16 protein-coding genes, 1 tRNA gene and 1 riboswitch are annotated in these 21049 nt (G+C 71.6%); of the genes, 5 read left to right on the top strand and 12 right to left on the bottom strand.

Annotated features, from left to right (window positions below; all coding sequences use genetic code 11):
* Positions 1-411: 411 nt before the first annotated feature.
* A complete protein-coding gene (locus ACIRQY_RS27405) occupies positions 412-1803 on the bottom strand; it encodes a cystathionine beta-synthase (protein WP_403930306.1) in 1392 nt (463 codons plus the stop codon).
* Between the two features lie 103 nt (positions 1804-1906).
* Between ACIRQY_RS27405 and ACIRQY_RS27400 the strand changes: the two genes are divergently transcribed.
* The 3 genes from ACIRQY_RS27400 (at position 1907) to ACIRQY_RS27390 (ending at position 5642) form a co-directional block, all read left to right on the top strand.
* Positions 1907-2908: an SGNH/GDSL hydrolase family protein gene (locus ACIRQY_RS27400; protein ID WP_351791498.1), complete on the top strand. Its 1002-nt coding sequence runs from the start codon at positions 1907-1909 to the stop codon at positions 2906-2908.
* 111 nt (positions 2909-3019) lie between these two features.
* Positions 3020-4240: an acetyl-CoA C-acetyltransferase gene (locus ACIRQY_RS27395; RefSeq protein ID WP_403930304.1), complete on the top strand. Its 1221-nt coding sequence runs from the start codon at positions 3020-3022 to the stop codon at positions 4238-4240.
* Between the two features lie 568 nt (positions 4241-4808).
* Entirely contained in the window at positions 4809-5642 is an 834-nt protein-coding gene (locus ACIRQY_RS27390; RefSeq protein WP_351791491.1) for a hypothetical protein, read from the top strand.
* Between the two features lie 266 nt (positions 5643-5908).
* Here ACIRQY_RS27390 and ACIRQY_RS27385 read toward each other — a convergent pair whose 3' ends face one another.
* From ACIRQY_RS27385 to ACIRQY_RS27375, 3 genes are all read right to left on the bottom strand, one after another.
* On the bottom strand, positions 5909-6238 hold the full coding sequence (locus tag ACIRQY_RS27385; protein ID WP_403930302.1) for a hypothetical protein: 330 nt from the start codon (positions 6236-6238) through the stop codon (positions 5909-5911).
* 107 nt (positions 6239-6345) lie between these two features.
* On the bottom strand, positions 6346-7242 hold the full coding sequence (locus ACIRQY_RS27380; RefSeq protein WP_351791485.1) for a Bax inhibitor-1/YccA family protein: 897 nt from the start codon (positions 7240-7242) through the stop codon (positions 6346-6348).
* 424 nt (positions 7243-7666) lie between these two features.
* Positions 7667-7751: transfer RNA gene (locus ACIRQY_RS27375), tRNA-Leu, on the bottom strand.
* Between the two features lie 384 nt (positions 7752-8135).
* Here ACIRQY_RS27375 and ACIRQY_RS27370 point away from each other — a divergent pair.
* Positions 8136-8906 (top strand): ABC transporter ATP-binding protein, encoded by a 771-nt coding sequence (locus tag ACIRQY_RS27370; protein ID WP_351791482.1) that lies wholly within the window; start codon positions 8136-8138, stop codon positions 8904-8906.
* Between the two features lie 56 nt (positions 8907-8962).
* Complete coding sequence (locus tag ACIRQY_RS27365; RefSeq protein ID WP_403930299.1) at positions 8963-11494, top strand: ABC transporter permease; 2532 nt, start codon at positions 8963-8965, stop codon at positions 11492-11494.
* Between the two features lie 60 nt (positions 11495-11554).
* Here the strand turns inward: ACIRQY_RS27365 and ACIRQY_RS27360 are convergent, their stop codons facing one another.
* The 8 genes from ACIRQY_RS27360 to ACIRQY_RS27325 all read right to left on the bottom strand — a co-directional run bounded on the left by ACIRQY_RS27360 (position 11555) and on the right by ACIRQY_RS27325 (position 20996).
* On the bottom strand, positions 11555-12865 hold the full coding sequence (locus ACIRQY_RS27360) for a class I SAM-dependent methyltransferase (RefSeq protein ID WP_403930297.1): 1311 nt from the start codon (positions 12863-12865) through the stop codon (positions 11555-11557).
* A 204-nt stretch (positions 12866-13069) separates the two neighbouring features.
* The gene (locus ACIRQY_RS27355; protein WP_403930295.1) at positions 13070-14449 is read right to left on the bottom strand and encodes an NAD(P)/FAD-dependent oxidoreductase; all 1380 of its coding nucleotides are present in this window, start codon (positions 14447-14449) and stop codon (positions 13070-13072) included.
* Between the two features lie 369 nt (positions 14450-14818).
* Positions 14819-15733 carry an exopolyphosphatase gene (locus ACIRQY_RS27350; RefSeq protein ID WP_403930293.1) on the bottom strand — a complete coding sequence of 305 codons (915 nt, stop codon included), beginning with the start codon at positions 15731-15733 and terminating at the stop codon, positions 14819-14821.
* Entirely contained in the window at positions 15730-16302 is a 573-nt protein-coding gene (locus tag ACIRQY_RS27345; RefSeq protein ID WP_403930292.1) for a DUF501 domain-containing protein, read from the bottom strand. The genes ACIRQY_RS27350 and ACIRQY_RS27345 overlap by 4 nt, the downstream gene beginning before the upstream one ends.
* A 38-nt stretch (positions 16303-16340) precedes the next feature.
* Positions 16341-16811, bottom strand: coding sequence for a septum formation initiator family protein (locus tag ACIRQY_RS27340; protein WP_351791466.1), 471 nt, complete (start codon positions 16809-16811; stop codon positions 16341-16343).
* Between the two features lie 90 nt (positions 16812-16901).
* Positions 16902-18188 carry a phosphopyruvate hydratase gene (gene eno, locus ACIRQY_RS27335; protein ID WP_351791463.1) on the bottom strand — a complete coding sequence of 429 codons (1287 nt, stop codon included), beginning with the start codon at positions 18186-18188 and terminating at the stop codon, positions 16902-16904.
* Between the two features lie 594 nt (positions 18189-18782).
* Positions 18783-19505, bottom strand: coding sequence for a transglycosylase family protein (locus ACIRQY_RS27330; protein ID WP_403930289.1), 723 nt, complete (start codon positions 19503-19505; stop codon positions 18783-18785).
* Positions 19506-19508: 3 nt separating this feature from the next.
* A riboswitch (cyclic di-AMP (ydaO/yuaA leader) is annotated at positions 19509-19682 on the bottom strand.
* Positions 19683-19940: 258 nt separating this feature from the next.
* Positions 19941-20996: a transglycosylase family protein gene (locus ACIRQY_RS27325; RefSeq protein WP_403930287.1), complete on the bottom strand. Its 1056-nt coding sequence runs from the start codon at positions 20994-20996 to the stop codon at positions 19941-19943.
* Positions 20997-21049: the final 53 nt, after the last annotated feature.

Here is a 21049-nt window from a genome sequence, read left to right as displayed (position 1 = left end):
CCGCACCCCCGGCGGGCCGGGGGGCGGGACGACGGCGGTCCCCGCGGGGACACGGGCCCGGGTCAGGGCCGGTCTCCGCGTCCGTGGCGTCGTCGGGAGGTCCGGGAGCCGCTCCGGAAGTCCGTGACGCCGACGACCACCAATCTGCCCGACGCGTGTTAAGCCGGTGCTGCGCGAACGTGTCGTGCTCGTACCGGTTGGACGAACGGGACCGGGGGCCGTGGCCCCGGCCGGTGGACCGGGTCTCGGCCGCGCGGGCCCGGGCCCGCCGCCGCCCCGGGGAGGCGCACCGGCCTCTCCGGCAGCGTGCGGGTGCCCCGCCCGGCCCGTCAGCGGCAGGGGCGGGCGCCCGACGCCGTCGTGAGGACGGGCGGACGCCCCGGGCGGCCCCCGCCCACCCGGCGGCGGCCGCTACTTCTTCCCGCCCCCGTTGGCCAGGAAGGCCAGCAGGTCCTGGCGGCTGACGACGCCGGTGGGCTTGCCCTCGACCAGGACGATCGCCGCGTCGGCGGCGTCGCCGAGGACGGACATCAGGTCGGCGACCGGCTCGCCGGAGCCGACCTGCGGCAGCGGGCGGCTCATGTGGTCCTCCAGCGGGTCGTCCAGGGCCGCCTTCTGGGTGAAGAGCGCGTCGAGCAGCTCGCGCTCGACGACCGAGCCGATGACCTCGGCGGCCATGACGTCCGGGTGACCGGCGCCCGGCTTCACGATGGGCATCTGGGAGACCCCGTACTCGCGCAGCACCTCGACCGCCTGGCCGACCGTCTCGTCCGGGTGCATGTGGACGAGCGAGGGCATGACGCCCTCCTTGTGACGGAGCACGTCGGCGACGGTGGCGGAGGTGGTGTTCTCCAGGAAGCCGTAGTCGGCCATCCACTCGTCGTTGAAGATCTTCGACAGGTAGCCGCGGCCGGAGTCCGGCAGCAGCACCACGACGACGTCGTCGGGGCCCAGCTCCCTGGCGACCTCCAGGGCGGCCACGACGGCCATGCCGCAGGAGCCGCCGACGAGGAGGCCCTCCTCCTTGGCGAGGCGGCGGGTCATCTGGAAGGAGTCCTTGTCGGACACGGCGACGATCCGGTCGGTGACGTTCCGGTCGTAGGCGGTGGGCCAGAAGTCCTCGCCGACGCCCTCGACCAGGTACGGCCGCCCGGAGCCGCCGGAGTACACGGAGCCCTCGGGGTCGGCGCCGATGACCCGGACGGCCCCGCCGCTGGCCTCCTTGAGGTAGTTGCCGGTGCCGGAGATGGTGCCGCCGGTGCCGACGCCCGCCACGAAGTGGGTGATCCGCCCGTCCGTCTGCGCCCACAGCTCGGGACCGGTGGTCTCGTAGTGGGAGCGCGGGTTGTTCGGGTTGGAGTACTGGTCGGGCTTCCACGCGCCGGGCGTCTCACGGACGAGCCGGTCGGAGACGTTGTAGTACGAGTCCGGGTGCTCGGGGTCGACGGCCGTGGGGCAGACGACGACCTCGGCACCGTACGCGCGCAGCACGTTGATCTTGTCGAGGGACACCTTGTCGGGGCAGACGAAGATGCACTTGTAGCCCTTCTGCTGGGCCACGATCGCCAGGCCGACGCCGGTGTTGCCCGACGTGGGCTCGACGATGGTGCCGCCGGGCCTGAGCGCGCCGCTCTGCTCCGCCGCCTCGATCATCCGCAGGGCGATCCGGTCCTTGACCGAGCCGCCGGGGTTGAAGTACTCGACCTTGGCCAGGACGGTCGCCTGAATGCCCGCTGTGACGTTGTTGAGCTTCACCAGCGGGGTGTTGCCGACGAGGCTGATCATCGAGTCGTGGAATTGCACCGTAATCTCCGGGGTCTCCGTAATGGTGTGGTCAGCGTATGCGTAGTCGGAGCGGGTTACGGGGCAGTTAGACCCTGAACGGCTTGAAGGAGGTGACGGCCCCATGTCGAGGGCGAGGGTGGCGCGGCGGATCGCGGCGGGTGCGGCGTACGGGGGCGGGGGCATCGGCCTGCTCGGGGTGGCGGCGGTCGGGGTGCTCCTCGCCGAGGTGCAGATCGCCAAGCGGACCGTCGGCGTCGGCACGGCTCCGCTGCCACCGGGGGCGGACGGTCTGTACGGCCGGGCGTTCGGTACGGCCGACCCGCTGCGGCTGGCCCTTCTGGGTGATTCCACGGCGGCGGGACAGGGGGTGCGGCGCACCGGCCAGACACCGGGCGCGCTGCTGGCCTCGGGGCTCGCGGCGGTGGCCGAGCGGCCGGTGGTGCTGCGGAACGTGGCGCTCTCCGGGGCGCGCTCGGACGACCTGGAGCGGCAGGTGTCGCTGCTGCTCGCGCAGCCCCTGGGGCCGCCGGACGTGTGCGTGGTGATAATCGGCGCGAACGACGTCACGCACCACATGCCGCCGACCCAGTCGGTGCGGATGCTCGCCTCGGCGGTGCGGCGGCTGCGGACGGCGGGCGCCGAGGTGGTGGTCGGGACCTGTCCGGACCTGGGGACGATCGAACCGGTCTACCAGCCGCTGCGCTGGCTGGCCCGGCGGGCCTCCCGGCAGCTGGCGGCGGCGCAGACGATCGTGGCGGTCGAGCAGGGCGGCCGGACGGTGTCGCTGGGCGACCTCCTCGGCCCCGAGTTCGCGGCGAACCCGCGCGAGATGTTCGGGGTGGACAGCTTCCATCCGTCGGCGGAGGGGTACGCGACGGCGGCGATGGCGGTCCTGCCGACGCTCTGCGCGGTGCTCGGCGTCTGGCCGGAGACCGACCGCATCGAGCCGTCCCGCCGGGAGAACGTGCTGCCGGTGGCGAAGGCGGCGGCCGAGGCGGCCCGGGAGGCGGGCACCGAGGTGACGGGCGCCCGGGGGCCGTGGGCACTGCTGAAGCACCGGCGGAGGCGGCGCCTCCCGGTCCCGGCTGAGGACCCGGCGGCCACCGACGCCCCCCTTGCCTGAGCGGTCGCTTAGAAAAGAGGCCCGCATCACACGCCCGGCCCGGTGACCCGTGCGGTACGTACGGGTAACTTCCCTTTCTGTCCGCCCACTCCGCACCCTCATGGAGCCGTGATGCCCGAAGCCGTGATCGTCTCGACCGCCCGCTCGCCCATCGGCCGGGCCTTCAAGGGCTCCCTCAAGGACCTGCGGCCGGACGACCTCACCGCGACCGTCGTGGCGGCGGCCCTGGCGAAGGTCCCGGAGCTGGACCCGCGCGACATCGACGACCTGATGCTGGGCTGCGGTCTGCCCGGCGGCGAGCAGGGCTTCAACCTGGGCCGGATCGTGGCCGTCCGGATGGGCCTGGACCACCTGCCGGGCTGCACGGTCACCCGGTACTGCTCCTCCTCGCTCCAGACCTCGCGGATGGCGCTGCACGCGATCAAGGCGGGCGAGGGCGACGTCTTCGTCTCGGCGGGCGTGGAGATGGTGTCCCGCTTCACGAAGGGCAACTCGGACTCGCTGCCCGACACGCACAACCCGTTCTTCGCCGAGGCGGAGGCGCGGACCGCCGGGGTCGCCGCCTCGGAGGGCTCGACGTGGCACGACCCGCGCGAGGACGGCGCCGTACCGGACGCGTACATCGCGATGGGCCAGACCGCGGAGAACCTGGCCCGCTGGAAGGGCATCGGCCGCCGGGAGATGGACGAGTTCGGCGTACGGTCGCAGAACCTCGCCGAGCAGGCGATCAAGAACGGCTTCTGGGCGCGGGAGATCACCCCGGTGACGCTGCCGGACGGCACGGTCGTCTCCGCCGACGACGGTCCGCGCGCGGGGGTCACCCTGGAGGGCGTGGAGGGCCTCAAGCCGGTCTTCCGTCCCGACGGCCTGGTCACCGCGGGCAACTGCTGCCCGCTCAACGACGGCGCCGCCGCCCTCGTGATCATGTCGGACACCAAGGCGCGCGAGCTGGGTCTGACCCCGCTGGCCCGGATCGTCTCCACCGGCGTCTCCGGCCTCTCCCCCGAGATCATGGGCCTGGGCCCGGTCGAGGCGTCGCGGCAGGCGCTCCGGCGCGCGGGCCTGACGATCGACGACATCGACCTGGCGGAGATCAACGAGGCGTTCGCCGCCCAGGTGATCCCCTCGTACCAGGAGCTGGGGCTGGATCTGGACAAGGTGAACGTCAACGGCGGCGCCATCGCCGTCGGCCACCCTTTCGGCATGACGGGCGCCCGGATCACCGGCACCCTCATCAACGGCCTCCAGTTCCACGACAAGCAGTTCGGCCTGGAGACGATGTGCGTCGGCGGCGGCCAGGGCATGGCGATGGTGATCGAGCGGCTGAGCTGAGGCGTAGCGGAGGGTGGGGGTCGCCCGAGGAACGAAGGCGGCACCCGCCCGCAGCGGAGGCGAGGCTCAGCGTGACCAGGAGAGCGCGCGGCTGAGCTGAGCTGTAGCGGAGGGTGGGGGTCGCCCGAGGGACGAGGGCGGCACCCGCCCGCAGCGGAGGCGAAGTTCAGCGTGAGCATGAAAACGCGCGGCTGAGCTGAGGCGTAGCCGAGCCGTAGCGGGGACGTATCCGGACGGGGGGGGGGGGGGGGGGGGGGGGGGGCGGGGGGGGGGGGGGGCGGCGGGGGGGGGGGGGCGCGCGGCCGCCCCCCCCCCCCCCCCCCCCCCGTCCGGTTATCCGGTCAACGTGCCGGTCAACCGCTCCGCGTCCCAGCCGTGACCGAATCTCCCCCAGGATGTGACCTATCTCCTGGAGAAGTTTGTTTTCGCAGGTCACAGCCGTTTCGGGACTAAACACCCGGCACAAATACCTGTCCATTTCGTGACGTAATGCACTGACAGCGGGCCACGCCTCAGGACAAGCTGATGTAGGAAGTCGGGGGATCGACTCGGAATCGGGAGTACGTCAGTGAGCGCCATGTCTCTTGCCCTGCTGCTGACCACGGCCGCTGCCACGGCCGTGGGCGCTGCCGCCCTGCACGCAGTCCACGGTCTCCGGAAGCAGGTCACCGCCCTGCGGAGCGAGCTGGCGGCCGGGCACGGCGTCACCGTTCCCGCCGCCCGCACCAGCCCCGCCGCCGAGATACGGGCCGCGGTCGCGGACGCGCTGGCCGAGGAGCGCGAGCGCGAACTCGCCGAGGCGCGGGCCTTCTGGGCCGCGCAGGAGGCCCGGGACGCGGCCGACGCCCCCTCCCTGCTGGGCGGTCTGGGCGGCGGCGCCGAGGAGACCGGCTTCTTCGTGCCGCGCCAGACGGACTTCGTGGGCCTGGAGGCGATGGCGCTGGAGGCCATGGAGGCGGAGGCCGCCGCTCTCGACGGCACCGACCCGCTCGACGCCTTCGACGAGTACCCGGAGGACTCGGCGGAGCTGGCCGCCGCCCGCCGCAGGCACCCCTCGCACCCGGACTTCGTGCCGGTGCAGACGCCGGTCGTCACCGACCACGAGCGGACCGTGGCGCGCCTGGAGGAGCTGGCGGACACCCGTACCGCGCTGACCGATGTGCGCCCCGGCCCGCTCGGCACCCTCGACGTGTACGTCTTCGCCGACGGCACGACGCTCTGTATGACCCCGGGGCACCGGGAGACCGCGGAGCGCCTCGCGGAGGCCCTGCGCTCCGGTCTGACGCCGGTGCTGCTCGGCGGCTCGGGCGTCTCGGGCGCCTTCGCCCTGACCTTCTCGTACGGCGAGTCCGACGAGGAGAACGTCTACATCCTGGCGGACCGCGTCATCGCGTCCCTGTGATCCCCGGCCGGGCCCCCCGCCCGGCACCGGCCCTTCCGAGCCGTCCCGCACTCCCCGAGCCCCCACCGAGCCGTCCCGCACGCTCCGAGCCGCCCCGGGCCCGCACCGGGCGCCCTCCGGGCCACCCCGCCCTTCGCGGGACCGCACACCGCACCCTCTTGAGCCGCACGGCACCCCCGGGGCCCGCACCGGGCCCCTGGACGGCCCCGCGGCTCCCCGTGCCTCCCCGGGCCCGGCTCCTCCGGCCCCGGGCCCGCCGCGGCCCCCTACAGCCCCGAGCGCTCCTGCGCCGCCCGCACCCGTTCCACGGCCTCCGCCAGTTCTCCCTCGTGGGAGTCGGCCGGGGCCGTTCGCATGATCTCGGCCAGATCGTTCCCGGCGACGGCCAGCTGGTCGGCGACGGCGAAGACCCCCGCGTCCCGCATGGTCCTGGGCTCCCGGTCCGGCTCCTCGGCGCGCTGGGCGCGCTCCGCGAGCTCCCGGGCCAGGGCCAGTCCTTCGGCCGCCGCACCGCGCTGGAGGCGGCTCTGCGGGGCGGCCCGCAGCCGGTCGGCGAAGCGTTCGACGGCAGCGGTCAGTTCACTCGTATCGCGCACCCCGTGACCCTACGCGTCCCCGGGGACCGCCGCCGACGGCCCCCGGGACGCGGAAGGGCCCGCCCGGCGCGAAGCCGGACGGGCCCTTCCCCGAGATGCGGGGAACGTCAGTCGTTGCCCTGCAGGATCGACACCAGGCGCAGCATCTCCAGGTAGATCCACACCAGGGTCATGGTGAGGCCGAAGGCGGCCAGCCAGGACTCCTCGCGCGGCGCGCCGTAGGTCACGCCGTCCTCGACCTGCTTGAAGTCGAGGGCGAGGAAGCAGGCGCCCAGGATGACGCCGACGACGCCGAACAGGATGCCGAGGCCACCGCTGCGGAAGCCGAGGCCGTCACCGCCGCCGAAGACGGAGAACAGCAGGTTCGCCATCATGAGCAGGACGAAGCCCATCGTGGCGGCCATCACGAAGCCGTAGAAACGACGGTTGACGCGGATCCAGCCCGCCTTGTAGGCGATCAGGACACCGGCGAAGACCGCCATGGTGCCCAGGACCGCCTGGACGACCGCGGAGCCGCCGATGTGCGCCGAGACGGCGGCCGAGATGACACCGAGGAAGACGCCCTCGAAGGCCGCGTACGCGATGATCACGGCCGGGGACGGCCTGCGCTTGAAGGACTGCACCATCGACAGGACGAAGGCGACCAGGGCGGCGCCGATGGCGATGCCGTAGGACTTGCCCAGGTTCGCCGCGTCGACGGGGAGCAGCGTCCAGGCCAGGACGGCGGTGAGCACGACCGTGCCGAGCGTCAGGGCCGTACGGCTCACGACGTCGTCGATCGTCATCACGTCGCCGCGGGCCTGCTGCGGGGCTCCGAGCGTGTCCTGCGGGGCGTACGGGTTGGTCGCGTACGGGTTCGTCGCGGCCTCGGCGGACGGATTGCCCGTCGCGTACGGGTTGGTTCCGACGGCGGGGCCCCCGGCCTGCGGCTGCGCGTTGACACCGGCGTGGCCGGCGTCGCGGCTGAACCCCCGTCGCGAGAAGACCGGGTTGCTGCTCCTCATCTCACTCCTCCATGGCAGACCGCACGGCACGGCCTTGCGTCAAGAGTAATGGGTGGGCAAAAGAAACTCCCTAGTGCTCGGGGAGGATCTTTTCGCCCTGGGTTTCCGATCTTCGTTCCGCCGGAGCGCCCGGCTCCGGGACGCCCGGACCCGTGCGCTCCGCTTCGACGGGAGCCACGGCCCGGTCCTGGTCCCGGCCGCCCGGGCTTCCTGCGGCTCGCCGACTTCGACGGCGACGAGGGCCGACCGACGCGGACGCCGACGGGTCCTTGTAGGGGGGAGGCGTCCCCTCTGTGGAGACGGGCGGCCCGCCGCTCTCCGCTCTCCGAGGAGCACGGCGGCCGGTCGCCGGACCGGCTGGTTTAGGAGGGGGAACGGCGGGGAGGGGAAGGGTCGGGCCACAGGCGGTCGCCTGGGGCGCGAATGGTGCCCGGAACCGGACTCGAACCGGTACGGCCCGAAGGCCAGCGAGGTTTAAGCTCGCCGTGTCTGCGTTCCACCATCCGGGCGTCGCGAAGCTCCGCGTTGGCACAGGAGCTTATCGGGACGCTTCCCTCATTCAGCGGAACATCCCCCCGATGTTGTCTTATTTTATTGACGTCTGAGGGTGCGTCAGTGCAGGTGGAGAGGGTTTTCCCCGAACTGTGACGGGGCTCGCGGGCGTAAAGCCGCACCCCATGGAATGACGAAAAGTCGCCGCACTTCTGTCACCTCGGCGGAAGCTCGCCATCACCCTTCGCGTCAGGGGTGCCGTCATACCTCAGGAGGAGAGCCGGAGGGACCGGTCCGACTCCAGGCTGCCCCGGGAACGGGCACAGGGACGGACGATTCGAACAAGAACGTTCGACAGGATGGAGGTGTTCCCAGACAACCCGCAGTGACAGGAGTCCACCGTGACCACCTCCCCCACCGTGTCCCGCGCCACCGCGGTGGCCGCCCGCGCCACGGACCTCTCGAAGGTCTACGGCCACGGCGAGACCCAGGTCGTCGCGCTCGACCACGTCACCGTGGACTTCCGGCAGGGTGAGTTCACCGCGATCATGGGCCCCTCGGGCTCCGGCAAGTCGACCCTGATGCACTGCGTCGCGGGCCTGGACTCCTTCTCCTCCGGCTCGGTCCGGCTCGGTGACACGGAGCTGTCCACCCTCAAGGACAAGCACCTCACCCAGCTCCGCCGGGACAAGATCGGCTTCATCTTCCAGGCGTTCAACCTGCTGCCGACCCTGACCGCCCTGGAGAACATCACGCTGCCGATGGACATCGCGGGCCGCAAGCCCGACAAGCAGTGGGTCCAGCAGGTCATCGACATGCTCGGCCTCTCCGGCCGCCTCACCCACCGTCCGACCGAGCTGTCCGGCGGCCAGCAGCAGCGCGTGGCCGTGGCCCGCGCGCTCGCCTCCCAGCCCGAGATCATCTTCGGTGACGAGCCGACCGGAAACCTGGACTCCCGCTCCGGCGCCGAGGTCCTCGGCTTCCTCCGCAACTCGGTCCGCGAACTGGGCCAGACCGTCGTCATGGTCACCCACGACCCGGTGGCCGCCTCCTACGCCGACCGCGTGATCTTCCTCGCCGACGGCCGGATCGTCGACGAGATGCTGCACCCGACGGCGGACGGCGTGCTCGACCGCATGAAGGCCTTCGACGCCAAGGGCCGCACCAGCTGACACCCGGCGTCAGCCCGCCCCCGCCCGCCGCCCGACCCTTCCTCCAGGACACACCCATGTTCCGTACCGCCCTGCGCAACGTGCTCGCGCACAAGGCGAGACTGCTGATGACCTTGCTCGCCGTGATGCTCGGCGTGGCCTTCGTCTCCGGCACCCTCGTCTTCACCGACACCCTCTCCCAGGCCTTCCGCAACCAGTCGGCGAAGAGCTACGACGACGTCGCCGTCTCCGTCTCGATGTACCCGAGCCCCGAAGAGGCCCGGAAGTCCCCCGGCCTCTCCCAGAAGAACGTCGACGACGTCGCGAAGCTCGCCGGGGTCGCCTCCGTCACCCCGCGCGTCGACGGCTTCGCCGGAGTGCCGGACAAGAACGGCAAGCTGATCGGCGTCGGCTGGTCCAACAAGGGCACCAACTTCGCCCCCGGCAAGGACGGCAAGGACCGGGCGTACGACTTCGTCAAGGGCACGGGACCGGTCGAGGCCGGACAGATCGCCCTCGACCAGGAGACCGCCACCAAGGGCGGCTACAAGGTCGGCGACAGCGTCCGCGTCGCCACCAACGGCCCGGTGAAGGAGTACGCCCTCGCCGGTGTCTTCACCACCGAGGACGGCGCCGTCAACGCGGGCGGCAGCCTCGTCCTCTTCGACACCGAGGTCGCCCAGAAGCTGTACCTGAAGCCCGGCTTCTACCGCGACATGACCGTCACCGCCGCCCCCGGCGCCGCCGAGGGCAAGCTCCTCGACGAGGTCACCAAGGTCGTCCCGAAGTCCGCGGACGCCGAGACCGGCACGGCCCTGGCCGACAAGCAGGCCAAGGAGATCGAGGAGGGCCTCGGCACCCTCAACAAGGTCCTCCTGGGCTTCGCGGGCATCGCGCTCTTCGTCGGGATCTTCCTGATCTCCAACACCTTCACCATGCTGGTCGCCCAGCGCACCAAGGAACTGGCCCTGATGCGCGCGGTCGGCGCCTCGCGCCGGCAGATCACCCGCTCCGTCCTCGCCGAGGCCGGACTGGTCGGCCTGCTCGCCTCCACCGTCGGCTACGTCCTCGGCATCGGCCTCGCCGTCGGCCTGCGCTCCGTCATGGCCGCCTTCGAGATGAAGGTCCCCGGCGGCGACCTGGTCCTCACCGCCACCCCGGCCGTCAGCGCCTTCGGCGTCGGTGTCCTCATCACCGTCCTCGCCGCCTGGCTGCCCGGCCGCCGCGCCGCGCGGATCCCCCCGGTCGCCGCCATGAGCAGCGTCCACGCCACCGCCAGCACCAAGTCCCTGGTCGTGCGGAACTCCATCGGCGCGGCCGTCACCGCCCTCGGCGCGGTCCTCATCGTGCTCGGCGCGGGCCAGGGCGGCGACACGGGCCAGATGCTCATCGCGGGCGGCGCGTTCCTCACCCTCATCGGCGTGATCATCCTGATCCCGTTCCTGTCCCGGCCCGTGATCGCCGTGATCCGGCCGGTCTTCGTGAAGCTCTTCGGGGTCTCCGGCAAGCTCGCCGGTCTGAACGCGGTCCGCAACCCGCGCCGCACCGGCGCCACCGCCTCCGCGCTCGCCATCGGCCTGACCCTGGTCACCGGCCTCTCGGTGCTCGGCGCCACGGTCGGCTCGTCCCTCGACAAGACGACGACCGACCAGATCAAGGCCGACTACATGGTCTCCATGGCCAGCGGGGACACCCTCAGCAAGGACGTGCTGACCGCCCTGGAGAAGACCCCCGGCGTCACCGCGGTCTCCCCGCAGCAGTGGGGCAGCCTCGAGGTGAAGGGCGCGTACAGCTCGGCCTCCGGCGTCACCCCCGGAGCCATCGACAAGCTCCTCAAGCTGGACGTCGTCCAGGGCTCGATGTCCGCCCTCGGCGGCAACACCATCGCCGTCGACACGAAGATGGCGGAGATGAGCCGTCTGAAGGTCGGCGACGTCGTCCCGGTCCAGTTCATGGACAAGCAGAAGGGCAAGGTGACCATCGGCGCGGTCTACGAGCCCAGCACCTTCGTCTCCTCGATCCTCGCCGACCACCGCCTGATCGGCGAGCACGAGGACGACGCCCAGATCCGCGAGATCTTCGTCTCGACCTCCGGTGGCGCCAGCGCCGCCCACGAGAAGGCCCTGTCGAAGGCCATGGGTGACAACCCGGCCATCACGGTGATGGACCACAAGGACATCCGCGACTCCTTCGGCGGCCCGATCAACATGATGCTGAACATCATGTACGGCCTGCTCGGCATGGCCCTGATCATCGCCGTCCTCGGTGTCGTCAACACCCTGGCCATGTCCGTCTTCGAACGGCAGCAGGAGATCGGCATGCTGCGGGCGATCGGTCTCGACCGGCCCCGGGTCAAGCGGATGGTCCGTCTGGAGGCCGTCGTCATCTCGGTCTTCGGCGCGATCGTCGGCATCGGCCTCGGCAGCTTCCTCGGCTGGGCCGTCGGCGAGACCCTCCGCAAGAGCCTGCCCGGCTACGCCCTGGTCCTGCCCTGGGACCGGATCGCGATCTTCCTGGTCCTGGCCGCCCTGGTCGGCGTCCTCGCCTCGCTGTGGCCCGCCCGCAGCGCGGCCAGGCTGAACATGCTCGCCGCCATCAAGACCGAGTAGCACCGAGCGCGAAGGGCCGGTCCCCCCTCTGTCCGGAGGGGGGACCGGCCCTTCGCCGTGTCAGGCCGTCCCCTCGTTCCAGACGCGCGGGCGCAGCGCCGTACCGCTGTGCCCCGACACCGGGGTCCGCACGGCGAGGAACTGGTTCACGCCGATCCGGTTGCGTTCGAAGGCGACGGCGGAGGCCGCCATGTAGAGCCGCCAGATCCGGGCCCGGCCCGGGGAGGTCAGCCGGACCGCCCGGTCCCAGTCCGCCTCCAGGTTGGCCACCCAGCGGCGCAGGGTGAGCGCGTAGTGCTCCCGGATCGCCTCGACGTCCCGGACCTCGAAGCCCGCGTCCTCCAGGGTCGTCAGGGTGCGGCCCATCGGGGCGAGTTCGCCGTCGGGGAAGACGTACGCGTCGATGAAGGGATCGACCTCGTAGGACTCCTCGTCGGGCTCGGGGCGCCGGGAGATCTGGTGGTTGAGGAGCCGGCCGCCGGGCTTGAGGAGCCCGTGGAGGATGCCGGCGTACTCCCGGTAGCGGACGGCGCCGACGTGCTCGGCCATCCCGATCGAGGAGATCGCGTCGTACGGGCCGTCGGTGACGTCCCGGTAGTCCTGGACGCGGATCTCGACGAGGTCGGCCAGCCCCTCCTCGGCGACCCTCTTGCGGGCGTACGCGGCCTGCTCGCGGGAGAGGGTGACGCCGACGACCCGGGCTCCGTACGCGCGGGCGGCGTGCAGGGCCATGGAGCCCCAGCCGCAGCCCACGTCGAGGAGCCGGTCGCCCTCCTTCAGGTTCAGCTTGCGGGCGATGAGGTCGAGCTTGTCCCGCTGGGCGTCCTCCAGGGACGCGTCCGGTCCGTCGGAGGCCCAGTAGGCGCACGAGTAGACCATCGACGGGCCGAGGACCAGCTCGTAGAAGTCGTTGCCCACGTCGTAGTGGTGACTGATCGCCTGTTTGTCACGGCCCTTGGTGTGGCTGCTGCCGCCCCGGCCGCGCATCTCCTCGGCCGGTGGCCTCGGCGGGACCACGTGACCCGCGAGGCGCAGCAGGCCCCGGACGGCGGCGCGGATGCGGGGGTCGCGCGCGGAGGCGAGCAGGCCCCGGGGCTCGTCGTCGCGCTCCCAGAGCATTCCGGAGAGCCGGTCGAGGAGTTCGTACAGGTCGCCCTCGACGTCGATCTCCCCGGCCACCCAGGCGCGGGCCAGGCCCAGTTCGCCGGGCTTCCAGATCATCCTCCGCAGGGCGCGGCGGTCGCGGACGATCAGAACGGGGCCTTCCACTGGTCCGGCCTCGCTGCCGTCCCAGGCCCGCAGGCGTACCGGGAACGGTTCTCCCGACAGTTCTTCGGCAAGGGTCGTCAGCCGCGACGCGGCGTCGGCCATGATGCGCACCTCCGTGATCTCGGGCCCCAGAAACGTCCGTCGTCAAGGGAACACGTTCTTGGGCGCGCGCAGTCCCGGCACCACACAACAACTCGGCAAAACACGCGAAGGGCCGTCCGCACCACGGATGGCGGACGGCCCTTTGCGGGGGTGTGACGGCATTTCAGGGGGCGGGGACCCGTTGGGGTCTCCCGGCCCCCGCGATCAGGAGGCCTTGGCCTTCTCCTGCACCGGGGCGGCCGGAGCGGGAGCGGGCTTGGCGGCCTCGTAGAACTCCTCGCGCGGCGTCTCGATGGCGCCGAGGGAGACGACCTCGCGCTTGAGGAACATCGCGAGGGTCCAGTCGGCGAAGACGCGGATCTTGCGGTTCCAGGTCGGCATCGCCATGCCGTGGTAGCCACGGTGCATGTACCAGGCGAGACGGCCCTTGACCCTGATCTTCACCTTGCCCATGACGATCATCGCGACGCCCTTGTGCAGACCGAGTCCGGCCACGGCGCCCTTGTTGGCGTGGCTGTACTCCTTCTGCGGGAAGCCGCGCATCCCCGACACGACGTTGTCGCCGAGGACCTTGGCCTGGCGCAGGGCGTGCTGGGCGTTCGGCGGGCACCAGGCGTTGGGGTTGCCCGCGCGGCGGCCGACCATGTCCGGGACCTGGGCGTTGTCGCCCGCGGCCCAGGCGTAGTCGAGACCGTTGACCTGGAGCTTCTCGTTGCAGTCCACGTGGCCGCGGGGGCCGAGCGGCAGACCGAAGCGGGAGAGCGCCGGGTTCGGCTTCACACCGGCGGTCCACACGATGGTGTGGGAGTCGACCTCCAGGCCGTTCTTCAGCACGACGTGACCGTCGACGCAGGAGTCCATGGAGGTTTCGAGGTAGATCTCGATCCCGCGGCTCTCCAGGTGCTCCTTGCCGTACTGGCCGAGCTTGGGGCCCACCTCGGGAAGGATCTTGTCGGCCGCGTCGACCAGGACGAAGCGCATGTCCTCGCGCGAGACGTTCTGGTAGTACTTCGAGGCGTCCCGCGCCAGGTCCTCGACCTCGCCGATGGTCTCCGCGCCGGCGAAGCCGCCGCCCACGAAGACGAAGGTCAGCGCCTTGCGGCGGACCTCCTCGTCGGTGGTCGAGTCGGCCTTGTCGAGCTGCTCCAGGACGTGGTTGCGCAGGCCGATGGCCTCCTCGATGCCCTTCATGCCGATGCCCTGCTCGGCGAGGCCCGGGATCGGGAAGGTGCGGGAGACCGCGCCCATCGCGATGATCAGGTAGTCGAACGGAAGCTCGTACGACTCGCCGACGAGCGGCGCGACCGTGGCGACCTTGCGGTCCTGGTCGATGGTGGTGACCCGGCCGGTGAGCACCTCGGCTCCGCGGACGACGCGTCGCAGCGGGACGACGACGTGACGCGGCGAGATGCTGCCGGCGGCGGCTTCGGGGAGGAAGGGCTGGTAGGTCATGTACGACCGCGGGTCGACGACCGTGACGGTCGCCTCCGCGTAGCGCATCTTCTTGAGGATGCGCCGAGCTGCGTACAGGCCTACGTACCCGCCGCCTACTACGAGGATCCTGGGACGCTCCGTGGTGCTCATGGCATCGAGTATCCACCCCCTCGGAGGGGGGTCCTCGTGCGCCCCTTCACAAGGTCTTCGGGTCCTTCTGCTACACTCCGCCGCCCACGTGATCCATGTCATGGTGCTGCAAAGGAACCGGGGTGCCCGGGCGAACGTTGTTCACCCCTTGTGAACTGGCCTGGAGGGCCCCCGCACAGGCCCTCGGGGACCCCCCGTTCACACGATGGAAACGTCGAGCGAATCGGCCTCCGCACCTGCGAAAGGGCCCTGGGACACCCCCCGGAGGGCCTGAAGACCCCCCTCAGGGGCCGCCAGGGCCCTTTTCCTTGTGAAGAAGTTCACGAACTTTCCCGACGCCGTGTCGTCGGACGGGACGATAGATGCCCGCTATGCCACGGATAGGGCGATCCCATCGAGGATGTCGTGCTCGCTGACGACGACCTCGTGCGCCCCGACCCGCTCCACGATCTCCCTCAGCACCAGTGCACCGGCGACGATCACGTCCACCCGGCCCGGGTGGATCACCGGGATCGCGGCCCGCTCGGCGTGGGTGGAGGCGAGCAGCCGCTCGGTCACCTCGGCCACCTGGGCGGCGGAGATCCGGGAGTGGTGGACCTTCGCGGAGTCGTACTCGGGGAGGCCGAGGGCGATGGCGGCGACCGTGGTGACGGAGCCCGCGAGACCGACGAGGGTCCCGGCGTCGCCGATCGGGACGGTCTCGGCGGCCAGGTCGAGGGCGGCGCGGACGTCGGCGCGGATCGCCTCGGCCTCCTCGGCGGTCGGCGGGTCGTGCCGGACGTGCCGCTCGGTGAGCCGGACGCAGCCGATGTCCACGGAACGGGCGGCCTCGACGTGCCGGTCGCCGGTGACGAACTCGGTGGAGCCGCCGCCGATGTCCACCACCAGGTACGTCCGGTCGGCGGGCAGCTCGCCGGTGGCCCCGGCGAAGGAGAACGCGGCCTCCTGCTCGCCGGTGATGACCTCGGGCTCGACGCCCAGGATCTCCACGACCCCGGCCACGAAGTCCGCGCGGTTCTCGGCGTCGCGGGAGGCGGAGGTGGCGACGAACCGGAGCCGCTCGGCGCCGAGCTCGCGGATGACGGCCGCGTACTCCCGGCAGGCGGCGAAGGTCCGCTCCAGCGCCTCGGGGGCGAGCCGTCCCGTGCGGTCGACGTCCTGGCCGAGCCGGACGATCGTCATCCGCCGGTCCAGCTCGATCAGCTCGCCCGTCGTGGGGTCCACGTCGGCGACGAGCAGCCGGATGGAGTTCGTGCCGCAGTCGATTCCGGCGACCCGGGTCACTTGGTCTCCCCGCCGTCGGAGGACTCGGCGGTCCGGCCGTCCTCCTCCTCGGGGGCGCACGGGGTGACGCAGGGGCCCTTGGCCCACCACTCGGGGAGCATGGCGAGGGCCTCGTCGCCGAAGGGGTTCACGCCGGGGCCCGCGACGAGCGAGTGGCCGACGAGGACGTGCAGGCACTTGACGCGGTCGGGCATCCCGCCCGCGCTGGGGAAGCCTTCGAGGACCTCGATGGCGTCGCGGCGGGCGAGGTAGTCCTCGTGCGCGGCACGGTAGGAGGCGGCCAGCTCCGGGTCGGTGGCGAGCCGGGCCTGCATCTCCTTCATGACCCCGTTGGCCTCCAGGGTGCCGATGGCCGAGGCCGCCCGGGGGCAGGTCAGGTAGTACGTGGTGGGGAAGGGGGTGCCGTCGGGGAGCCGGGGCGCGGTCTCGACGACGTCGGGCCGACCGCAGGGGCAGCGGTGGGCGATGGCGCGCAGCCCGCGGGGCGGCCGGCCGAGCTGGAGCTCGAAGGCCGCGATGTCCTCGTCGGTGGGCTCGGTGCGTGCGGTCTGCGGAGGGGGCGTTTCCATGTCTGCCTTGCTCGTGTGTCGCGTACGGGAGGGGAGGGTCAGGGGCGGTCGGCGTGGTCGACGCCGTCCCAGAGGTTGTCGTACCAGGGGCGGTCGGCCGCGCCCTGCTCGGCGCGGGGCCGTCGCTCCGCGTCGGGGTCGTCCACGGTGAAGCCGGTCTCGCCTGGCATCAGGTAGTGCAGGTGCTCACGGGCGAGGCGGCGGACGTAGGCCGGGTCCTGGAGACGGGCCTTCTCGTCCCTGAGTTCCTCGACGCGCCGGGCCGCCTCGGCGGCCCTGCGCTGCTGCTCGGCGATCTCGCCCTGCTGGGACACGTAGCTCCGCATGGGGTAGGCGAGCGCCACCACGAGGGAGCAGACGACGAGGGCGAGGAAGGCCGCGCGGCCGGTGAGCCGGGAGCGGCGGGCCTGGCGGCGGGTCTGGGAGCGGTAGACACGGGCGGCGGTCTGCTCGCCGAGCAGCCTGATCCGGGTCGCGGTGGAGAACCGGTCCCGGTTCTTCGCGGCCATGTCGTGTCGCCTCCCCTGTTCACGCGTACGTCCCCGCACACGGTACGGGACCGGGTGCGGGGACGGACGGAACTACCGGGTGCGACTCCGTCAGCCCTTGAAGCGCGGGAAGGCGCTGCGGCCGGCGTAGACGGCGGCGTCGTCGAGGATCTCCTCGATGCGCAGCAGCTGGTTGTACTTGGCGACGCGCTCGGAGCGGGCCGGGGCGCCGGTCTTGATCTGGCCGCAGTTGGTGGCGACGGCGAGGTCGGCGATGGTGACGTCCTCGGTCTCGCCGGAGCGGTGCGACATCATGCACTTGAAGCCGCTGCGCTGGGCGAGCTCGACGGCGTCGAGGGTCTCGGTCAGCGAGCCGATCTGGTTGACCTTGACGAGCAGGGCGTTCGCGGAGCCCTCCTCGATGCCACGGGCCAGGCGCTCCGGGTTGGTGACGAAGAGGTCGTCGCCGACGATCTGGACCTTGGTGCCCAGCTTGTCGGTGAGGACCTTCCAGCCGGCCCAGTCGTCCTCGAAGAGCGGGTCCTCGATGGAGACCAGCGGGTAGGCCGCGACCAGCTCCTCGTAGTACTCGGTCAGCTCGGCGGCGGAGAGGGACTTGCCCTCGAACTCGTACTTGCCGTCGTTGTAGAACTCGGAGGCGGCGACGTCGAGGGCGAGCGCGATGTCCTTGCCGGGGGCGTAACCGGCTTCCTTGATCGCTTCGAGGATCAGGTCCAGCGCGGCACGGTTGGAGTCGAGGTTCGGCGCGAAGCCGCCCTCGTCGCCGAGGCCGGTGGAGAGGCCCTTGCGCTTCAGGACGCCCTTGAGCGTGTGGTAGACCTCGGTGCCCCAGCGGAGGGCCTCGGAGAAGGACTCCGCGCCGATCGGGGCGATCATGAACTCCTGGATGTCGACGTTGGAGTCGGCGTGCGACCCACCGTTGAGGATGTTCATCATCGGAACGGGCAGCAGGTGCGCGTTCGGGCCGCCGAGGTAGCGGAAGAGCGGGAGGTCGCTGGCCTCGGAGGCGGCGTGCGCGACGGCGAGGGAGACGCCGAGGATGGCGTTGGCGCCGAGCGACGACTTGTCCGGGGTGGCGTCCAGGTCGAACATGGCCTGGTCGATCAGACGCTGCTCGGTGGCGTCGTAGCCGACGAGCTCCGGGCCGATCTGCTCGATCACGGCGAGGACGGCCTTCTCGACGCCCTTGCCCTGGTAGCGGTTGGGGTCACCGTCGCGAAGCTCAAGGGCCTCGAACGCACCGGTGGAGGCTCCGGACGGAACGGCAGCACGGCCGGTGCTGCCGTCGTCGAGGCCGACCTCGACCTCGACGGTGGGGTTGCCTCGGGAGTCCAGGATTTCCCGGGCTACGACGACGTCGATGGACGGCACGAGCATCTCCTTATGGGATGTGACGCTGGATGTGACGCAAGGTCGGCGCAGGGTCGGCTTGGCCTTGCGTCAAGAGCCTAACCGGCTCGGAGGCTCCGGCCAGCCGGGCGCCCGCCCCCTGGGACGAAAAAGGGCCCAAGGGCATGCATTCAGGGGCGAAAGACCCCGGATCTACTGGACAGTAACCATGAAGTCTCCCGAAAACGCCGGGTCCACCGTCCTCGGGGCGCGAGGACGGCGGGTCCGCCCGCGGCGGGGAATCCGGGCGGAGGAGGGGAATCCGTACGTGGCGGGGACCCGGCCCGTGGCGGGGTGTCCGCACACGGCGGGGGCGCGCCGGGAGAGGGGAGGGGGAGTCCCGTTCGTGGCGGGGAATCCGCCCGCACCCGGAGTTCCGTCCCTGACGCGCGTCGGCGCCCGCGCCTCCGCCCGTGACCGCGCCCGTGACCCGTAAGAGCAAAGAGAAAGAGGAGCGGGAGGCCCCGGACGGCGGAAACCCCGGCCCGGCGCGCACGGGGGGAGGCGCGCCGGGCCGGGGTGGTCACCGCGGGAGGGTCGTCGGTGCCGTACGGGCCACCGGACCCGTACGGACCGCCGGGCTCACTTGAGGTGGAGCTGCTGGCCCGGGTAGATCAGGTCGGCCTGGTCGACGACGTCCTTGTTCAGCTCGAAGAGCTTGGCCCAGCCGCCCTTGACGCCGTGCGCCTGGGCGATGCCGCTGAGGGAGTCGCCGGCCACGACCTTGTACTCGCCGTCGCCCTTCTCGACCTTCTTGCCGGTCGGGGTGGTGACGGTCGCCTTCGGCGCGGCCTGCTGCGTGACCTTCTTCGGGGTCTGGCGCTGCTCGCTGCGGGTCGTCGGCTGCTCGGCCGACCGCTGCTGCTTCGGCTGCTGCTTCGGCTGCTGGGTGACGGTCTTGGGGGTGCTCTCGGCGGCGCCGCCGTCGTAGGAGGCACGGGAGAGGCCCACGCCGCAGCTCGGCCACGCGCCCTTGCCCTGGCCCGCGAGGACCTTCTCGGCGATGGCGATCTGCTGGGACTTCGACGCCTGGTTGGCGGTCGAGGCGTAGGCGGTGCCGCCGTACGCGGCCCAGGTGGAGGCCGAGAACTGGAGGCCGCCGTAGTAGCCGTTGCCCGTGTTGATGGACCAGTTGCCGCCGGACTCGCACTGGGCGACGCGGTCCCACTCGGAGGCCGTGGCGGCCGAGGCGGTGCCCGCGGTCATCAGCGGGGCGGCGACGGCGACACCGGTGACGCCGACGAGCGTGACGACCTGGGTGGCCTTGGAGGGACGGCGGTGTTTGCCCTTACCGGAAAACAGCATGGAGATTCTCCTCACCGACGCCTGCGAGGTGAGCTGTCGGGTTCGGGCCAATGAGTTGCCCGGCCGCGTGTCCCAGCACGCGACTTCACCCCAAGCCGGTCGTCGGCCGTCTGTCTCGACGGCCGGGGCCGGCACTTACCTTGGGTCCCCCGCTCCTGCCTTCGGCGCTTGCGCGACGACTGTTCCCGACGACCGACGGCAGGATTCGGCGTTTCGGTCGACGGGGCCCGCGGTGGCGAGCGGTGATGACCGTAGACACAGACCCACCGGAAGTTCAAAGAGGCGAATGACGGACATTCCGGCCCTCCTTGCCTTCCGGCGGGGGGGGTTTGCGCAGGTGAGAGGTGACGGGAGCAAAGTTTGCAGACGTGACACGCCAGTTGGGGCGAAGAGACCCATGTCTCACTTGCCCAGAACCGGACATATGACCCCGAATCACTCCGCCTGCGCGGTCGGACCCTCCGTCAGGTCAAGGCTCTGACCAGGAAGGATGAGGTCCGGGTCGGTACCGACCGTCTTCCGGTTGGCGTCATAGAGCGCGGTCCAGCCTCCGGGCAGCTCGTTCTGCTGTGCGATGTCGGACAGGCTGTCGCCCGCCTTCACCGTGTACGCGCCCGAAGTGCCCTGACTGTCCGTTCCGTCCGAGCCCTTGGAGGCGTCGGTCACGGACTTCGCGGCGGTCTCCCCGGAGAGACCGTCACCCGGTGCCGCATGGCGGCCGGTTTCAGAAGTTTCGCCCGAATTGCCGGTTTCCTCCGCGGCTGCGTCGCCCCGGTGCTTGCCCGAGCCCGTGGACGGAGCACCGGTCGTCGGCTCGCCGGACGTGCCCGGTGTGACCGATCCGTCGGGCGCGGTGGTGCCGGGGTCGGGGGCCACCGGGGAGACGGGCGCCGTCGGGTCGACCGGAGCCCCCGTCACCGGCGCGCCCGTCGAAGGCGCCGCGGGGCCCGTGGGCGCCGCCGTGGCCGTGCGCGCCTCGGCGGTCCTTCCCGCCGCGCTCCGGGACTTCTCCGCCGCGCTGGAGGACGACGGGCCCGTCGTACGGTTCGACTCGGCGACGGGGCCGCCGGAGGGCTTCGGGAGGTCCGCGGGGCCCGGGTCCACCTTCGGCCGGGCCCCGTCGTTGACGAGTCCCGCGATCGGCGCGCAGGTGGCCCACGCGGTGGAGCCCTTGGCGAGGGCCTTCTCGGCCACCGCGATCTGCTGGGCACGGCTGGCCAGGTCGGGGCTGGGCGCGTAGGCGAGACCGCCGTGCCGCTCCCAGCTGTCCTGGGTGAACTGGAGGCCGCCGTACAGGTCGTTGCCGAGGTTGGCGCTCCACTGGCCGCCGGACTCGCACTCGGCGACCCGGTCCCAGGTGGCGGCGTCGGCGGCGGACGCCGAGCCGGTGGCGAGCAGGGGAAGCGCCATGGCGGACCCGGTCACCCCCGCGGCGACGACGATGGCGGGGGCCTGACGGGGGCGGCGGTGTCGTCCGTTCCCGGAACGCATAGGAGCGCCTTTCGCGTGACAACTGGGGTGGTCGAACTGAGTTGTCGGGGAAC

The organism is Streptomyces sp. NPDC101490 (genome assembly GCF_044767145.1).
Lineage (GTDB): Bacteria > Actinomycetota > Actinomycetes > Streptomycetales > Streptomycetaceae > Streptomyces.
The sequence above is the reverse complement of the archived record's forward strand: the minus strand, read 5'-3'. Positions and strand labels throughout refer to the sequence as shown.